Annotated in this window: 9 protein-coding genes; 1 reads left to right on the forward strand and 8 read right to left on the reverse strand. The window is 68.8% G+C overall.

Annotated features, from left to right (window positions below):
* Nucleotide 1: 1 nt before the first annotated feature.
* From kdgK1 to ACT3HL_RS00925, 5 genes are all read right to left on the reverse strand, one after another.
* Nucleotides 2-961 carry a bifunctional 2-dehydro-3-deoxygluconokinase/2-dehydro-3-deoxygalactonokinase gene (gene kdgK1, locus ACT3HL_RS00905; protein ID WP_445084920.1) on the reverse strand — a complete coding sequence of 320 codons (960 nt, stop codon included), beginning with the start codon at nucleotides 959-961 and terminating at the stop codon, nucleotides 2-4.
* Nucleotides 962-1216: 255 nt separating this feature from the next.
* Nucleotides 1217-3724, reverse strand: coding sequence for a DNA mismatch repair endonuclease MutL (gene mutL / locus ACT3HL_RS00910; protein WP_445084921.1), 2508 nt, complete (start codon nucleotides 3722-3724; stop codon nucleotides 1217-1219).
* A complete protein-coding gene (locus tag ACT3HL_RS00915; RefSeq protein WP_445084922.1) occupies nucleotides 3721-4152 on the reverse strand; it encodes an NUDIX domain-containing protein in 432 nt (143 codons plus the stop codon). The genes mutL and ACT3HL_RS00915 overlap by 4 nt, the downstream gene beginning before the upstream one ends.
* A 210-nt stretch (nucleotides 4153-4362) precedes the next feature.
* A complete protein-coding gene (locus ACT3HL_RS00920) occupies nucleotides 4363-5796 on the reverse strand; it encodes a PGF-pre-PGF domain-containing protein (protein ID WP_445084923.1) in 1434 nt (477 codons plus the stop codon).
* A complete protein-coding gene (locus tag ACT3HL_RS00925) occupies nucleotides 5789-10822 on the reverse strand; it encodes a hypothetical protein (protein WP_445084924.1) in 5034 nt (1677 codons plus the stop codon). Before ACT3HL_RS00925 ends, ACT3HL_RS00920 begins: the two co-directional genes overlap by 8 nt.
* A 433-nt stretch (nucleotides 10823-11255) precedes the next feature.
* On the opposite strand from ACT3HL_RS00925, the gene ACT3HL_RS00930 reads away from it, so the two are divergent.
* Nucleotides 11256-12062, forward strand: a complete 807-nt coding sequence (locus ACT3HL_RS00930) for a transcriptional regulator FilR1 domain-containing protein (RefSeq protein ID WP_445084925.1) — start codon at nucleotides 11256-11258, stop codon at nucleotides 12060-12062.
* 28 nt (nucleotides 12063-12090) lie between these two features.
* Here the strand turns inward: ACT3HL_RS00930 and mutS are convergent, their stop codons facing one another.
* The 3 genes from mutS to ACT3HL_RS00945 form a co-directional block, all read right to left on the reverse strand.
* Nucleotides 12091-14829: a DNA mismatch repair protein MutS gene (gene mutS, locus ACT3HL_RS00935; protein ID WP_445084926.1), complete on the reverse strand. Its 2739-nt coding sequence runs from the start codon at nucleotides 14827-14829 to the stop codon at nucleotides 12091-12093.
* A 292-nt stretch (nucleotides 14830-15121) separates the two neighbouring features.
* Nucleotides 15122-15934, reverse strand: a complete 813-nt coding sequence (gene ubaA / locus ACT3HL_RS00940) for an SAMP-activating enzyme E1 (RefSeq protein ID WP_445084927.1) — start codon at nucleotides 15932-15934, stop codon at nucleotides 15122-15124.
* Between the two features lie 182 nt (nucleotides 15935-16116).
* Nucleotides 16117-16410, reverse strand: coding sequence for an ArsR family transcriptional regulator (locus ACT3HL_RS00945; protein ID WP_445084928.1), 294 nt, complete (start codon nucleotides 16408-16410; stop codon nucleotides 16117-16119).
* Nucleotides 16411-16501: the final 91 nt, after the last annotated feature.

Genomic DNA, 16501 nt, shown 5'->3' on the forward strand with positions numbered 1-16501 from the left:
CTCACCGCGAGATCCCGCCCCCGTTCTCCGCGACGACGGACTCGACTTCCTCGGGCGTGACGACCGCGACGTCCCCGCCGATCGTCCGCTTCAGCGACGCGGTCGCGGCGCCGTACGCGAGCGCCTCACCCACGTCGCCGCCGCTTACGCGCTTCGCGAGGTAGCCCCCCACGAAGGCGTCGCCCGTCCCGATGGCGTCGAAGGTGTCCGCGGCGTAGACCTGCTGCTCGAACACCTCGCCGTCTGCGACGGCGACCGAGCCGTTCTCGCCGCGCGTGAGGACGACGGTCTCGAACCCGAACTCGCGTCTGAGTCCGTTCGCCACGTCGATCGGGTCGCCCTCGCGACCGAGACAGGTGTCGACGTCGCGCTCTGCAGCGACGAGCACGTCGACGTGCGGAAACAGCGACTCGTAGGCGTCGCCTGCCTCCCCGGCCGACCACAGCTTCGAGCGGTAGTTCAGATCGAAGGCGGTCTTCACGCCCGCTCGCGCGGCCGCGCCGAGGAGCGCGCTCGTCGTCTCCGCGAGCGTCGGCGACAGCGCCGGCGTGATCCCGCTCGTGAAGAAGAGCGCCGCGCCGTCGAGGACGGAGACCGGGAGTTCGTCCGGAACGGCGGTCGTGATCGACGACTCCGCCCGGTCGTAGAGCACGTCGGTCCCGCGGGGGTCGCCGCCGCGCTCGTGGTAGTACGTCCCGAGCCTCGCGGCGGGCGCGTCGTCCCACGCGACCGCGGTCTCGACGCCGTGGCCGCGGAGTTCGTCGACGACCCGCCGTCCGAGGGGCGAGTCGGGGACCTTCGAGATCCACGCCGCGTCGCGGCCGAGTCGAGCGGCCGCCACGGCGACGTTGCTCTCTGCGCCCCCGACCCGGACATCCAGCTCTCGCGCCCGTTCGAGGCGCTCGCCCGGCGGCGAGGAGAGCCTGAGCATTGTCTCGCCGAAGGTCACGATGTCGGTCATACCGGCCTTTCACCCAGCGCGCACATAAATAGCGGTCGTCGCGTTCGGTGATCGATACACTGCAGCCGCGCGTCTCGCCACCTACGCTCACCACAAGGCCGCGCCTCGCGCCGCCAGGTCTCGCCTCTCGTCGCGAGCCCGCGCGTGCTCCCGTCGAACCGACTGCCGAAGATCATAATGATTGTTCTCACTTTTTACCGATGAGCGTCCACCCCGTTGGCGGCGCTCACCGGTACGAGACGAGCACAATCACTATCACTCGTCTCGTCGTCCGCCGTGACCCGGGTAGTCCCGCTCGAACCGCGAGCCGATCTCCTCGGCGTCGATGGAGACGATCACCGGGCGGCCGTGCGGGCAGGCGTAGGGGTTCTCGCAGTCGTCGAGCGCTTCGAGGAGCCCGACGACGGACCCCTCCGTCAGCGAGGTGTTGCCCGTCACCGAGGGGTAGCACGCCAGATCCGCGAGCAGTTCGTCGGCGACCGACTCGACCGTCTCCGCGCCGCCCGCGTCGCTCTCCCCGACGAACGCGGTGAGAACGTCGCGCAGGAGCTCGGGGTCGAGCGCCTCGGCGAACACGGCGGGAACGCTCTCGACGGCGACGGTCCGCTCGCCGGCGCGCTCCGCGCGGAAGCCGAGGCGTGCGAGCGCCTCGCGGTACTCGTCGAACAGCGCCGCCTCGCGCGCGGTGAGTTCGAGCTCGACCGACTCCGCGAGCGCTTGTGTGGCGACGTCGCCGTCGAGTTCGCGACGCAGGCGCTCGTAGTTCACCCGCTCGTCGGCGGCGTGCTGGTCGATCAGCAGCATTCCCCCGTCGGTCTCGGCCACCACGTACGTGTCGTGCAACTGCCCGAGGACGCGCATCGACGGCAGCGAGTCGAACTCGGGTTCGAGTGTGGCGGCCTCGCCGTGCAGGTCGCGCTGGACCGTGGGCCCGAGGACGCCGGTCGGACGCGGTCGGTCGCCGCCACCGCCTGAACGGGAGGAGCTGTCGGCCGGGGCCGACGACCGCGGACCATCGCTCGCGCTGCCGGTGCCAGGCGACGATGCGGTCCGCTCCGCCGACGGCGGCCCGCCCGTACTGCTGTCGGCGGCGTCGCTCCACGTCTCCCCGTCGCTCCCGAAGCCGCCCGGGCTCCGACCGGCGTCGGAACCGGAACCGACTGATCCGCGTTCCCGGTCGCCTCGCGAAACCGTCCACGCGTCGTCGGCGTCGGGATCGACCGTCCGCGCCCGGTTGCGGTTCTCGCTGCCGAGGTCTGCGACCTCGTCGCCACCGAGGCTGTCGCTCTCACCGTCGATACCGAGATTGGCGTTCTCCCCGTCGCCACCGACGCTGTCGCCGCCCTCGGTGTCGCCGGCCGGTCTCTCGGTGTCGTCGCCGCCCGGCCCGCTCTCAGTGTCGTCGCCGCCCGGCCCGCTCTCAGTGTCGTCGCCGCCGCCCGCCGCGCTCTCGGCTTCGGAGTTCGACTGGACGCCGTCGTCGACCCGCCCCTCGCTCTGAGACGCGGTTCCGCGCCGCGTTTCGGGGTCGGGGCCGTGTCCGGCACCGCCGCGTGCCTCCGAGGCGGGCGACTCGGGTTCGATCTCGGTCTCCGCGGGCGCCGAGCGCCCCCGCGGCGCGGTAGAGCGGATCAGCCCCGCATCGAGGAGCGCGGTCCGGACCGCCTCCGTGACCGCCCCGCGGACCCCCTCCTCGTCGTCGAAGCGGACCTCCATCTTCCGCGGGTGGACGTTCACGTCAACCGCGTCGGCGGGGACGTCGACGAACAGCACGGCGAACGGGTACCGATCGGTCGCCAGTTGGCCGCCGTAGGCGTCGAGGACGGCCTCGCGCAGCGTCCGGGCCGTGACGTACCGTCCGTTGACGAACGTCGAGAGGTACTCCCGCGTGCTCCGGGTCGTCTCGGGGTGGCTGACCAGCCCGCGCACGTTCCGGACCGACGCCGTCGCGGGGTCGTTCTCGTCGCCCTCGGCGCCCTCCTCGCTCGGGTCGCCGCCCCCGACGCGGATCATCGACTCGGCCACCTCGCGGCCGTACACCGACAGCACCGCCGACTGGAGGCTCCCGCGGCCCTCCGTCGCGAACACCTCGCGGTCGTCGTGCTCGAGCGAGATGGCGACGTCGGGGTTCGCGAGCGCGTAGTGCGTGACCACCGTGTTGACGTGGTCGAACTCCGTCGCGGTCGTCTTCAGGAACTTCCGGCGGGCGGGCGTGTTGTAAAACAGGTCCGCGACCTCGACGACCGTTCCCTCGGGACAGCCCGCGGCGCCGACCTCGGTCACCTCGCCGCCCTCGACGCGCAGTTCGGTCCCGGCCGCGTCGCCGCCGCGCGGCTTCGTCCGGATCGTCAGCCGCGAGACCGCGCTGATGGTGTGCAGCGCCTCGCCGCGGAAGCCGAGGGTTCCGACTCCCGCTTCGAGGTCGTCGATGTCGGCGATCTTGCTCGTGGTGTGTTCTTCGACCGCGCGCCGGACCGACTCGCGGTCCATCCCGACGCCGTCGTCGCGGACGCGCACGCCCTCGGTGCCGCCGGCCTCGACGGCGACGGAGATCCGGTTCGCCCCGGCGTCGAGGCTGTTCTCGACCAGTTCTTTCACGACCGAGGCGGGCCGCTCGACGACCTCGCCGGCGGCGATCTGTCTCACGGTCCGGTCGTCGAGTTCGCGGATCGTCGGCGCAGACGATGGTTCCGAGTCGGCCTCTTCAGCGCCGTCCGTCTTGGCGTCCGCAGCGCCGTTCGCCCTCGTGGTCTCGTCGGTCATCCCCTGTGGACCTCCGCGGCTATCGAGACCGCGCGCTGCTGGACGTCGCTCAGCCGATCGGCTGCCGTCGCCGGCGGGAGCCACCGGTGATCGATGTGCTCGTCGCTGAGCGTGACCGGATCGTCGTCGGCGACGTCGAGTCCGTCGGGGACCACGCACCAATAGTAGACCGCGAAGCGCCCCTGGTCGGTGTCGTTGCGCCACGAGGCGGTATGGACCGGCCGTCGTACGTGCACGTCCAGCCCCGTCTCCTCGATGATCTCCCTGTGAACGCCCTCCGGGGCGTCCTCGTAGGGGTCGAGGCGGCCACCGGGGAGTTCCCACCCGCCGTCGGTGCTACGTCGGACGACGAGTATCTTCTCGGACGGGGCGAAGAGCACGCCGCGCTGGCTGATCGTCGCCCGGAGGTGGTCGTCGTCCCCAGTCACGTCAGGACACCCCGGCGTGATTCGCCCATCTCGCGTCGGCGCTGGCGCCGAATCGGAGTCGGATCGCGACGCAGTCCCTCGTCCCGGCACATTTCCTACCTACGTAGTCGAGGGTTGCACCCTAATCGTTATCGGTGACACCGGTCGAACTGGCGGGGGCCAACGCGCCTCGCGGAGAGCGCAGCCCGAACATCTGCGACTGAAGCGGGATCAGTGCCTCCGACGGCGTGCAGCAACGAGCGCCGCGCCCAGTACGGCCGCGACGGTGACCGCGGCGCCGAATCCCGGCGTACCGGTCGCGGTCGTCGTCGACGACGTTCGAGCCTCCGTCGTCCCGGGGGCGTCCGTCGCCGTCCGGGTCTCCGTCGTGACCGTTGTCGCCGTCGCCGCGTTGGACTCAGTCACCGCGAACAGCGAGAACCCCGGCGTCTCGGCCTCGAATTCCACGACCTCGCCGCTCTCACTGACGACGCTCGTCTCGAGTTCGGCCCACGTGTCCGTCTCCGCGTCGTACCGTTGGATCACGACCCGCTCCGGCGACGTCTCGATCCGATCCGCGGAGAGGCTCACGCGCAGCGTCGCGGGGGAGTTGCGGGCGCTCTCGGGGACGGTGATCTCCACCGCGGAGCGGACCCCGCCCGTCGGCGGAGAGACGTCCGGAGACACCGCGTCCGACTCCCGCACCTCGATCGCGCCGGTGCCGGCGACGTCCTCGCTCGCGAAGCTAATCTCTCGCATCGTCTCCGTTTCGGACTCCTCGAACCGGACTTGGACGCCCGCTCGGTCGGGATCGACGTCGGCGAGGTCGCGGGACGCCTGCCGCTGCACCGCGTCCGACGGCAGCACGAGGTCCCCGGGGTCCGCAGTGCTCGGAGCCGCGGGGCCGGTGGAGCCGCCGTCGCCACCACCGCCACCGCTGGGAACCGTTACCTCGACTGTCTCCGAGCCGGTCAGCGTCTGGTCGTTGTCGCCGTTCACGGTGATGTCGACCGTTCGATCGCCACCGGCATCGCCGGTGAGCGAGAACTCGACCGTGTCGATGCCCCCGCCGTCAACGGAGCCGCTGGCGTCCGCGTCGTCGACGGAGAGCCCGGTGTCCGGCGAGACTGAGGCCGTATAGGAGGTGGACTGATCCCCGGTGTTGTGGACCACGACGGTCAGTCCAGTCGAACCCCCCTCGTCGATCGACGCGTCGTCGACGCTGGTGCTGAGCGTCAGACTGGCGGGGCTGAGAACGCTGATCCCCGTCTGGGTCCCGTCGCTGATGGTCGTCCCGTCGTCGGTCCGGTCCCCGGTGAGCGTCACGCCGATGTCGCCGTCGTACTCGCCCGGCGCCCCGGCGGTGCACGAGAAGGTGGCCGTCCCCTCCCCGTCACTCAGCGATACGTCTTGCGTCCCGCCGGGCGAGCAGGACAGGCCGTCGGGGAGCGAGAGCGTCACGCCGACGTCCTCGACAGCTTCGCCCTCGACGCTGACCTGAATGTCGAATTCGTCGCCCTGCGTCACGCTGCTCGGCAGGTCGACCTCGTCGATACGCAGTTCGGCGGCCGCCGCCGGACCGACGGCGACGCTCAGTACGACTACCACCGCGACGACGGCGGCGAGAAGGGTTGTCCGTCCGGGAATCGGATCTTCCTCACGCATCGTCGTTCACCTCGAGCACTGCGCTGTCGATGTCGGTGGCGTTCGGCCCGTCGAGCCGCACCAGATAGGTCCCCTCGGCTCTGTCCCGCGAGAAGACGCCGTAGTGGGCGTCACCGTCCTCGCGATTCAGCGCGACGCTGCTGGTGCCGTTCGCGCTGATGATGGTCGCGCTCATGTTCCCGCGATCGGTCCGGACATAGACGTCCTCGCTCGTGCCGAACGTCGTGGCGTTGCTGTCGAGACCAGGACCGACGCGCAGCACTGGGTCGCTCGCGGTGCCCTCGACGTTCCGGACGACGACGTCGGTGCCGACGCCGGGGACGTCCAGCTCGAAGACGTACGTCCCGGGCGAACCGAGAGTGAGGCTCGTCGCCGTGGCGTTGCTCTCGTTGATCGACAGATCGCGCTGTTCGACCATCGATCCCGTTCCCGGCGAGTACACCGAAAGCGTCGCCGAGGTGTTGAGCGTCGCGTTCGCGTTCGTCTCGAACGCTGTTTCGGCGACGAGCCCCTCCTCGACCGAGAGCGACGCGTTCTCCGAGTCGTTTCTGACTTGGATCAGCGTCGAGTCGAACGCGAGTGAGCTCCCGTTGCGGACGGCGACGTCGATGGTCTGCGTGCCGGTGAGCTCGGAGTCGTTCGGCAGCCCGACCTGGACCTCGTACGGGGCGGTGCCGCTTCGGTTGAAGGGCTCGAACTGCTCGTCGCCGCCGGGGAGTGCCAGCCTGACGACGCCCTCGATGTCCGAGACGTTCGCGCCCGTCGTCCGGTTAGTCACGCCTATCGAGAGGTTCACGGTCTCACCGACGGCGTACGCCGGCTCCTCGGACTGAACGTCGGCAGTGATCTGGCTGATCAGGAGACCGTCGTAGGCGCGGACGTCCTCGTCGGGCAGCCGGACCTGCAGCGCGTACTCGCCCTCAGTGAGATCGGCGGGGAGCGTCGGCTCGATCGTGGCGGTCCCGGCGTCGTCGGTGGTGGCGGTTCCGATCTTTCGCTCGCTCGACCGGCTGACGATCGCGAACTCGACTGTCTCGTCCGCGACGGGTGAGCCCCCCTGCGTCACTGTGGCGCTGAACGTCCCGGTTTCGTCGGGAGCGTAGATCCGACCCTCCGCGTCCGCGTCGACCTCGATCGCTTGGGCGCCGGAGACCGAAAGCGCGCCGGTCGTCCGGTCGAAGCCGTCGGGAGTGTCGACGTTCACGCCGAGCGGGTACGTTCCGGCGGCGCTCGACGGCACGGTGAACGTGAGATTCGCCGTCCCGCCGCTGATCTCGCCCTCACCGAGGCGGATCCGCTCGCCGTCGACGAACACCACGGCCCTGATCGTGCCTTCGTCGATGTCGCTACCGTCCGTCGCGTTCGTCACGCTGACGTTGAGCGTCCCCTCGCCGCCCGCGTCGACGGTGTAGGTGTCTACCGACGACCCGTCGCGATCGACGAGCGTCGCGTTCACACTCGTCACTCGGACCGGGCTGTAGGCCTCCTGTCCGTCGACTTCCGCGACGACGACGTGGGAGCCGGTGGCGCTGCTTCCCGTCGAGAGGGTCGCAGTCGCGCGCCCGTCGCTGCCGGTTCCGACGCTGGCGTTCCGGTCGATCTGCACCGGTCGGTCACCGATCTGATAGAGCGTGAGCGTGACGTCTTTGCCCTCGATGGCGCTGCCGTTCAGGTAGCGCACGCTGGCCGTCGCGTTGACCGTTTCGTCGGGCTGGTAGGTGTAGTGCTCCGTCTCGACGCGGACGGAGAGCGACGCCACCCTGACTCGCAGCGTGTCCCCGGCAGTTCGGCCGTTGTCGTTCGTGGCTTCGATCTGCACGCGGTTCGCGCCGGATGCGAGAACGCCCGACCCGACCTCGATGCGGAAGTAGCCGCCCCGATCGGTAACGCTGTACTGGCCGTCATCGATGCTGCTCCCTCCGACGCTCGTGACGGAGACGTTGTCGGGGGCGACGTTCGTCCCCGGCGGGACGAGCATATCGATCGTGGCGTTGTTGCCCGACTGGAACTGCGGCCGGGTCGGCCGGGTTCTGATATCGAACGGACGGACGACGACGCGCTGTCCGCTCTCTAGGCTGGCCACGTCGCCGCCGTGCTGGACCGTCGCCTTCACCTCGACGAAGGTGGTCCCGTCCCACTCGCCGTCCGCGATCTGTGCCGGATCCAGCACGAGCGTCGCCTCGCCGGTCGAGGCGTCCGTCGTCGACGAGTTCGTCGTTCCGCTGACGGTCGTCTCGACGGTCGCGTCGCCGATCGGATCTCCGCTGGCGTCCTCGACGGTCGCGGTCAGTTCGACCGGATCGTCCGGTCGGTAGACCGATTGATTCACCGAGACGTCGAGGCTGGCCTCGGCCACCCGAATCCAGGTGGTGGCGTAGCCCTGCTGGCCGCTGTCGTTCTCGACGACGACGCTCATCCGGTATCGGCCGACGTTTTCGGGGGCGGTCAGTTCGACCGAACCGTACCCCCCGTCGACGCCCTCGTCGGCGGTCGTCTCGTTGATCTGGTTTCCGGCCTGATCGTAGAGCGTGACGGTCACGTTGTCGGCGCTGGCGTCGATCCCGGCGGGCGGATCGGTGGTCAGATCGAACGCCCGGAGGTCGGTTCGGACCGTCCCCTCGGGAGCCGCGACGCGCTGGCTCACCCGGACGTCTGTGGCGAAGTCGGAGACGACCATCCCGTCGCGGACCGTCGTGTTGTACGTGCGGGTGCCGTTCTCGTGGCTCGCCCGGAGCTCCAGGATGTACAGCCCCGCGTCCAGCCCCGAGTCGGCGGGAGTGATGTCGCTCCGGTTGAACGCTTGGATCGAACTCTCGTAGGTGAGATCCTCGTCGGCCGCGAGCGTTCCGTTGAGGTACTTGAACCGGACTGAGACGCTTATGTTACTGTCGGTCAGTACCTGCTCGGTTGCCGGATCACCGACCCTGATCGCGAGGGAGTTGTCCGCCGTGCGACGGAACGGCACGTCACTCGCTTCCGGGACCGGTTCGATCAGGAAGTCACGCCCGCTGTCGAGGTCGGCTGTCGTCTCCGCACCGGCGGTAACGGTGTAGTTGCTCGTCTCTCTGACCGTGGTGCGGTCTTGGAACTGTTCGGTGGGCCGGAGTTCGACCGTGTAGTTGCCCGGCGGAACCGGCAGACCGAGCGTGTACGGAGTCTCGCTGTCTTCGAGCAGGAACGGCTGGATGCTCCCGGGACCGAGGTACGTCGTGACGTTGCCCGTCGAGGCGTTCCGGACGATCAGTTCGTTCCGGAAGTACGCGTCAGCTTGGCCGGCGGGGAGCGCCCGCGAGTCGCCCGTCTGTCCGACGATGCCCTCGTGCTGCGTGAGGCTGATCGCTAGGACGCCCTCCTCTTCGAGCGCGCAGGCGGAGTCGGTGGTCTCGCTCTGTGAGACGCCGAACTGATCGGCGCAGACGTACGAGGGGTCGGGTGGACCCCCCGAATTCGGCGGCGCCAGCCCCCACATATTGTATCCGACGTTCGACTGTGCTCCCGTGGTGGGCGATGGCTGTCTCACGAGAATCTGCTCGGGCTGTATCGGGCCGAGCTGGAACAGCCCGAGCGATTCCGTCAGCGCCGTCCGGGCTCGGTCGCCCGTTCTATCGCTCGTCTGGCTCAGGCTCGAAAGCCCCATCGGCGTCGGGACGGTGCCGCCGGTGGCGTTCGTCACGTTGACGTCGACCTCCCCGCCCCGTTTCAGTTCGAGCGTCGGCAGCACCGTCTGGCGCTCGTGGACGACGTACCCGTTCCAGTCGTTGCCGTCGGTGGTCGGGTAGTACTGGAGCCGTCCGTCACTCGTCCGGTTGCTCGTGAGTCGGAACTGATATCTGACGTTCGTGGGGTCGCTCTCCGGCAGCCGCATCGAGAACGTGCCGTTCCCGCCGGTCGTGGTGCTGTTGAACGTCCGCAGCTCAGGCGACGGATCGCCCATTCGCTCGGCCGCGACGACCACGTTCGGGACGGGATCGCCCGACTCGTTCACCACCTGACCGCTCACCCGTGTGGTCGGTGTCGACTGATCGTCGTCGGGAAGCAGGAACACCTGCTGGGCCATCCCCTTGGTCGGCACGGTGACGTATCGGCGTCTTGTCTCCCCCCGAGTCGCGTTCTCGAAGACGACCTCGTAGGGCGTCTTCGGCCGCAGGAGCGCCAGCCGATTCGGCGTGACGCCGTCCCTCCACCGATAGACCACCTCGTCGCTGGTCCGGTTTCTGATCCGGATCTCGTCAGCGAAGGAGGCGTCGCCGCCGGTTCGTTCCCGTGCGAAAAATTCGTACGGCGCGCCGGACTGATTGGTACGGAGCGTCGTCGTCTCGTTGAGCGGCAGGTCAGCCCGCGGCGTCGCGTTGGCCGTCGAGAGCCGGAAGGCCGCCCCCGAGAGCGTCGTCGGGTACGGCGTCGGTGTTTTCGGTCCCGCCGCCGTCGCTCCGCTGGCGTATATGTGCGGGTCGTCGGTGCTGTCCGGATCCACACACGTGTCGCCGTCGAGGGCACCCCCGCAGTGCAGCCCCGCCGATCCGCCAGTGGCCAAGGCGGTGCCGCGGAGCGTCTCGGACGAACGGTTGTACAGGAACACCGGCGTACTGCCCGAAAGCTGGCTTCCGGTGGCGTTCTGCAGTGTGATCCGGTGCGCGTTCGCCGTCAACACCGACCGGTTGGCCGCGTCAGCGTTCTCGTAGGCGGTGCCGCCAGTCGAGGCGTTCAGCGTCAGCGTACTCTGTTCGTAGGATGCGGAGTCGTTCAGGACGAACCGCACCATCCCGCTGTCGCCCGTCTGATTCGAGAATCCGTTGCCGCCGTAACTGTCCTCGTCCCGCTTGCTCGCGTTCGCGACGTACGCGTCCACGACGCCCCCGTTATCGTAGCTCAGCGGTCCGATCACGTCCGTCTGATTCTCATAGCGGATCCGGACGTCGTCGACCTCCTCGCCGGTCTGCGCTCGGACGACAACGACGGTGTGGCCGCTCTCGTTACTGTAGGCGTCGACGATCGCGATGCGGCCGTCGCCGTGGGTCGCTGCCACCTCCCCGGGGGCAAGTCCCACGAACAGCACCGCAAGCACGAGTGTGAGAGCGATTACCCCACAGATCCTCCAGCTGTCGGGCGTGTCGGTCCCCCGACCACGCCTCGACGGCGGTGTCGTCTCGCCCCCCGCGCTGGACGGGGTTCGTCTCTCATCTGTCGTTTCACCGTATTCGTCGAGATACCCCCCGTTGTCCCCTCCACAACGCTGGACCCACATACTCGGGTGGTGCAGAGACGGGTGTATAATGCTACCTCGTGAGAAAACCCGCGCCGTGAACGGTGTGCGCGCCGTGCACAGTTGAAGATGTTATGTGATATATTCTTAAATCGATCGTATGGCTGCTATAGGGTCCTAAATGACTCTTTCCTTAAAAAATATATGAAATATTACCTTCGGTACACTGATTAATCGTGCTGGTCTACCGGATTCTATGCTCGACGACGGGGACACAGGGGAAATCGAGCGTGTACGCTTTCTGGCACGGGCCACCTCGCGGGTACGGGTGATGCAGTATCTCGCGTCGTTCGGGCCGGCGACACAGCGCGAGCTTCGACAGCATCTAGACGGGTCGCGGACGACGATCGCACGCGCGGTCCGATCGCTGTGTGAGGCGGGCTGGGTCGACGACGGCGATGACGGATACCGACTGACGCACACCGGGGCTGTCGTCGCCGAGGAGTTCTCATCGCTGCTCGAGACCATTCGACGGACGGAGGAGTTGTCGTCGTTTCTGCGGTGGTTCCCCGCCGACGAGGACGTACCGGACTTCGTCAGCGCCGACGACGTCGAGGTGACGACGTCCGACACCGCGAACCCGTACGCACCGGCGAAGAAGCAGGCGGAGATACTCGAAAGGGCCGACGACCTCCGTATCCTGCTTCCCTCCGTCGATCCGGACGCGACGGAGACGATCAGCGAGGAGGTCGTCGGTCGGGACTTCCGGGTCGAGACGATCATTGCGAACGAGCTCGAACCGGTCTTCGAGTCCGAGCAGTTCGCGCCGCTCATCGCAGAGATGGTCGAGACCGGCCGATCCGACGTGCTGGTCGCTCCCGGACCGCTTCCGTTCTATCTCGGGCTCGCGGGCGACGGACTGGTACAGATCGGTGTCGAGGACGGCGAGGGATTCCCGCGCGCGCTGCTCGAGACGCCTGACGAAGACGTCAGAGCGTGGGCCGAAGACGTATACGAGAGCTACCGTTCGGAGGCGCGGCTCAAGCCGATCTCGGGGCTCTGACGGCTCCGGCCGCTGTCCTCGAGGCTGTTCATTCGCCGTCTAATCGTTCCTGCCACTCCTGCACCCGCTTCATTAGTTCGATCGGCGACGTCTCGTTCAGATCCAGCGCGTCCAGTTCCGTCGCGACTGCTTCGGCTTCCGGATCGGTCGCCGACCCCGTCGACCCCGGGTCGACCCCGCCCACCGACGCCCCCCCATCAGTCGCTTCCGCCTCTGCGCTCGTATCCGTCGCCCCACTCGCCGAATCGACGAACTGCCCGGAGGAGAGATCGAAGACGGCCTGCGTGGCTCCGCCGCTCCCTCCCCCGCGCGCTTCGATCGCCTCGTCGGCCCGCAGCCGGGCCAACACGTCGTCCGCGCGGGAGACGACCGGGTCGGGGACGCCGGCCAGCTCGGCGACGTGGACGCCGTAGGAGCGGTCGGTCGGTCCCTCCTCGATCGTCCGGAGGAACGTCACGTCGTCGCCGGCGTCGTCGACGGAAACGTGGACGTTTTCGACTCGATCGAGGTGCTCCGCCAGCGACGTGAGCTCGTGATAGTGTGTCGCAAAGAGCGTCTTCGCGCGCACCTCGTTGTGGAGGTACTCCGTGGCGGCCCACGCGATGGAGATGCCGTCGTACGTCGCGGTGCCGCGACCCACCTCGTCGAGGACGACGAGCGAGTCCTCGGTGGCGGAGTGGAGGATGTTTGACAGCTCCTGCATCTCGACCATGAACGTCGAGCGCCCCTGTGCGAGTTCGTCGAGCGCGCCGACCCGCGTGTAGATGCCGTCGACGACGCCGACCGTGGCCGAGCGGGCGGGGACGAAACTCCCGATCTGCGCCAGCAGCGTGATGAGCGCGACCTGCCGCATATACGTCGACTTCCCGCTCATGTTCGGCCCGGTGACGATCAGGAACTCCCGCGCGTCGGCCGCGCGCCCGCCGGCGCGGTTCGGGTCGCCTGCGGTAGCCCCCCCGCCCATCCGGAGGTCGTTCGGGACGAACTCCGTCGTCTGCTCGACGACGGGGTGGCGCCCCGCCTCGATCTGCAGGGGGCCCGCTTCGGTCAGCTCGGGGCGCGTCCAGTCGTTGCCGGCGGCGTGCGCCGCGAGCGACGCGAGCGCGTCGACCTCCGCGAGCGCGCGGCCGACGTCCTGCAGGAGCTCCGCGTGCGCCGCCACCCGCTCGCGGAGATCACAGAAGAGCTCGTACTCCAGATCGCCGCGAGCCTCCTCGATGCGGAGGATCTCCCGCTCGCGCTCCTCCAGTTCGTCGGTGACGAACCGCTTCGAGTTCTTCAGCGTCTTGATCTCGCGGTAGTGCTCGGGCACTTGGTCGGCGACCGACTTCCCCACCTGAATGTAGTGGCCGTCGGTCTTGTTCCGGTCGACCGTGACGTGGCTCAGCCCGTGCGCTCGTTTCTCGCGGTCGGCCAGGGTGTCGATCCACTCCTGTGCCTCCTCGTGGCGCGTCAGGAGCCCGTCGAGCTCGTCGTCGTAGCCGCGGCGGAACAGCCCGCCCTGCCTGACGGTCTTCGGCGGATCGTCGGCGAGCGCCGCGTCGAGTTCCTCGCGAACGCGTCGGGCGGTCTCCCGATCTGGCCGTCCGACGACGCCTGCGAGCGGAGAGTCCGCGAGCGGCGATCCCTCGATGGCGTCGGCGACGTCCGGGAGGATCGCGAGCGTGCGCCGAACCGCGAGCAGGTCCGCGGCGTCTGCGCGTCCGGACGTCGCGCGCGCGGCCAGCCGTTCGAGGTCGTAGCCGCCGTCGAGCGTCTCTCTGACGCGTTCGCGGGCGAGCGCGGCGGCGGCGAGCGCTTCCACGCAGTCGAGCCGCCGGGTCAGCTCCCCCCGGTCCCGACGCGGGCGTGTCACCCACTCGCGGAGGAGCCGTCCGCCCGGGCTCGTCACCGTGTGATCGATCGTCTCGAGTAGCGTGCCGCCGCGTTCGCCCTGCATCGTCTCCGTGAGTTCGAGGTTGCGCTGCGTCGTCGCGTCGAGTTCGAGGTGCTCGGTGGTCTCGAAGGCGCGCAGCCGCGTCATCGACGGCAGGACGCCCGCGCCGGTCTCCTCGACGTAGCGGAGCACCGCGCCGGCGGCCCGGATCGCGCTCTCGTCCCCGAGGCCGACGCTGTCCAGCGTCTCTCCGCCGAACTGTTCTTTGAGCGCGTGCGTCGCTCGCCCCGGCGCGAACGCGTCGGCCTCGAACAGCGACACCGCGGCGTCGGTCTCCTCGCGGAGTCGCCGGGTGAACGCGTCGTCCGAGCGGGCGTCCGGTCCCGGCAGGATCTCCACGGGACCGAACCGATACAGCTCCGCGAGCGCGTCGTCGGCGTCGTCGGCGACGGTGACGAGGAACTGGCCGGTCGTCGCGTCGGCGAACGCGAGGCCAACTCCGTCGCCCGCACCGCCGCCTTTCACGACCGCGGCGATGTAGCGCGCGTCGGCGTCGTCGGTCTCCACGAGCGTCCCCGGCGTGACGATCCGCGTCACCTCCCGGTAGTGGTCGCCGCTCTCGTCTTCGAACTGATCGGCGACGGCGACGCGGTAGCCGCGCTCGACGAGCGCTTTCAGATACGGCGTGAGGTCGTCGACGGGGACGCCGGCCATCGGGTACGACGAGCCGTGTGCGGACTTCTGTGAGACCGTCAGACCGAGTTCGTCGGCGACGCGCTCGGCGTCGTCGGCGAAGAACTCGTAGAAGTCACCGCACTGCATCGTCAGGATGTCCGCGTCGGTCTCGGACTTCAGAGAGAGAAACTGCTCGACGATCCCCTGCGAGGTCATACGCTCACGTGGGTCGTCGGGCGGATAAAACGCTGCGGTCTGGGGGACGGGCGGAGCGTCTCCGGTTACGCAGCCGCCCCCGGCGTGAGTTTATATATGATGACGGGGGCAGCACTCCCGTGACCTGAGAGACGCCCCGCGCCGTCGAGCGGTTGTTCGGCACGCCGGCGCGGGGGCTGCTGTGCCGACTGTCAGCCAATATCGCCCGTACGGTCCGAACAGCGGCCGAACGCCTTCGGAAAGCCGAGGCGTTGGTCCGTCGGCGCGCCGTTGACGCCGCGGCGCGCCGGCGTCAGTCGCCGCCGACCGCGCACACGGCCGTGTACTCCACGTTCTCGATCGAGTCGATCGGCTCGTCGCCGCAGACCGGACAGTCGGGGTTCCGCTGGTACGGGACGGTCTCGAAGCTCATCTCCATCGCGTCGTAGAACAGCAGCCGACCGGTCAGGGGCTCTCCGGCGTCGAGTACGAGCTTCACCGCCTCGGTCGCCTGCACGCACCCGACGGTCCCCGGGAGCACGCCGAGCACGCCCGTCGTCGCGCAGTCCGGGACGGTCCCCGGCTCGGGGGCCTCCGGGAAGAGACAGCGGTAACACGGCCCGCCGGGGACGAGCGTCGTCAGTTGCCCCTCGAACTTGTAGATCGCGCCGTGGGCGATCGGGATTCCCTCGAGCCGGCAGAAATCGTTCAGCAGATAGCGCGTCGGGAAGTTGTCGGAGGCGTCGACGACGACGTCGTATCCCGGGACGATCTCGTCGACGTTCGCCTTCGTCAGACGCGTCTCGTACGTCTCGACGGCGACGTCGGGGTTGAGGTTCTCTACGAACGCGGCCGCGCTTTCGACCTTGGGCCGGCCCACGTCGCCGTCGCCGTGGATGACCTGTCGCTGGAGGTTGCTCCGCTCGACGACGTCGTCGTCGACGACGCCGAGCACCCCGACGCCGGCCGCCGCGAGGTACTGAATCACCGGCGAGCCGAGCCCGCCCGCGCCGACGACGAGGACGCGCGAGTCGAGCAGTCGCTTCTGCCCCTCCGGGCCGATGTCGTCCATAATGATGTGTCTCGAGTAGCGGTCCAGTTGCGTGGAATCGAGCGAGAGCGACATAGTCGTACTCGGAGGGCGAGGGGGATAACTTCTCGTGGAAACGGCGGCTGCACCGGGAGCACCCGGCGGCGGTGTCGGGGCGTCGATGTTGCAGTGTCGATGTCGGGGCGTCGATGCCGCCCTCGCGCCCTCGCGCGGCAGTCGTTACTCGGGGGCGCGAGTGCGACTCGGCAGAGCCGCTTTCACTCCGCGCAGCAGGCTTCGGCCTCGTCGGCGTCGCCCTCGGCGGGGTGAGAATCCGGCGCGGCGTCCGTGAGTTGATAGAGGTTCTGCCGCGCGTCGGCGAAGTACACGTCCTCGTCGACGATGTCGATCCCCTCGAGTCGCTCGAGCGCGTACCGGACCGTCCGAGCCGACAGCATCGACTCCTGGACGATGCCCTTCTGCGTCAGCGGCCCGTTGTATTCGAGTACCTTGAAAACCAACTTCGCGCTCGGCGGGAGGTCGTCGAGACTCTCCTGTTCTGCCTCTGCCATCGTTGGCTTCGAGACAGCGAACGCAGATAAACCTTCGCGAGTCGCCCCGCGCGCTCGCCTCGCGGGTACGGGTTCCTTACCTCGCTTTGGC

It is taken from the genome of Halobellus sp. GM3, assembly GCF_052545375.1.

Bases quoted from the DNA above. Each gene is read 5' to 3' on its own strand.
- kdgK1 (WP_445084920.1), bottom strand. From the start codon at position 961: ATGACCGACATCGTGACCTTCGGCGAGACAATGCTCAGGCTCTCCTCG.
- mutL (WP_445084921.1), bottom strand. From the start codon at position 3,724: ATGACCGACGAGACCACGAGGGCGAACGGCGCTGCGGACGCCAAGACG.
- ACT3HL_RS00920 (WP_445084923.1), bottom strand. From the start codon at position 5,796: ATGCGTGAGGAAGATCCGATTCCCGGACGGACAACCCTTCTCGCCGCC.
- ACT3HL_RS00930 (WP_445084925.1), top strand. From the start codon at position 11,256: ATGCTCGACGACGGGGACACAGGGGAAATCGAGCGTGTACGCTTTCTG.
- mutS (WP_445084926.1), bottom strand. From the start codon at position 14,829: ATGACCTCGCAGGGGATCGTCGAGCAGTTTCTCTCTCTGAAGTCCGAG.
- ubaA (WP_445084927.1), bottom strand. From the start codon at position 15,934: ATGTCGCTCTCGCTCGATTCCACGCAACTGGACCGCTACTCGAGACAC.
- ACT3HL_RS00945 (WP_445084928.1), bottom strand. From the start codon at position 16,410: ATGGCAGAGGCAGAACAGGAGAGTCTCGACGACCTCCCGCCGAGCGCG.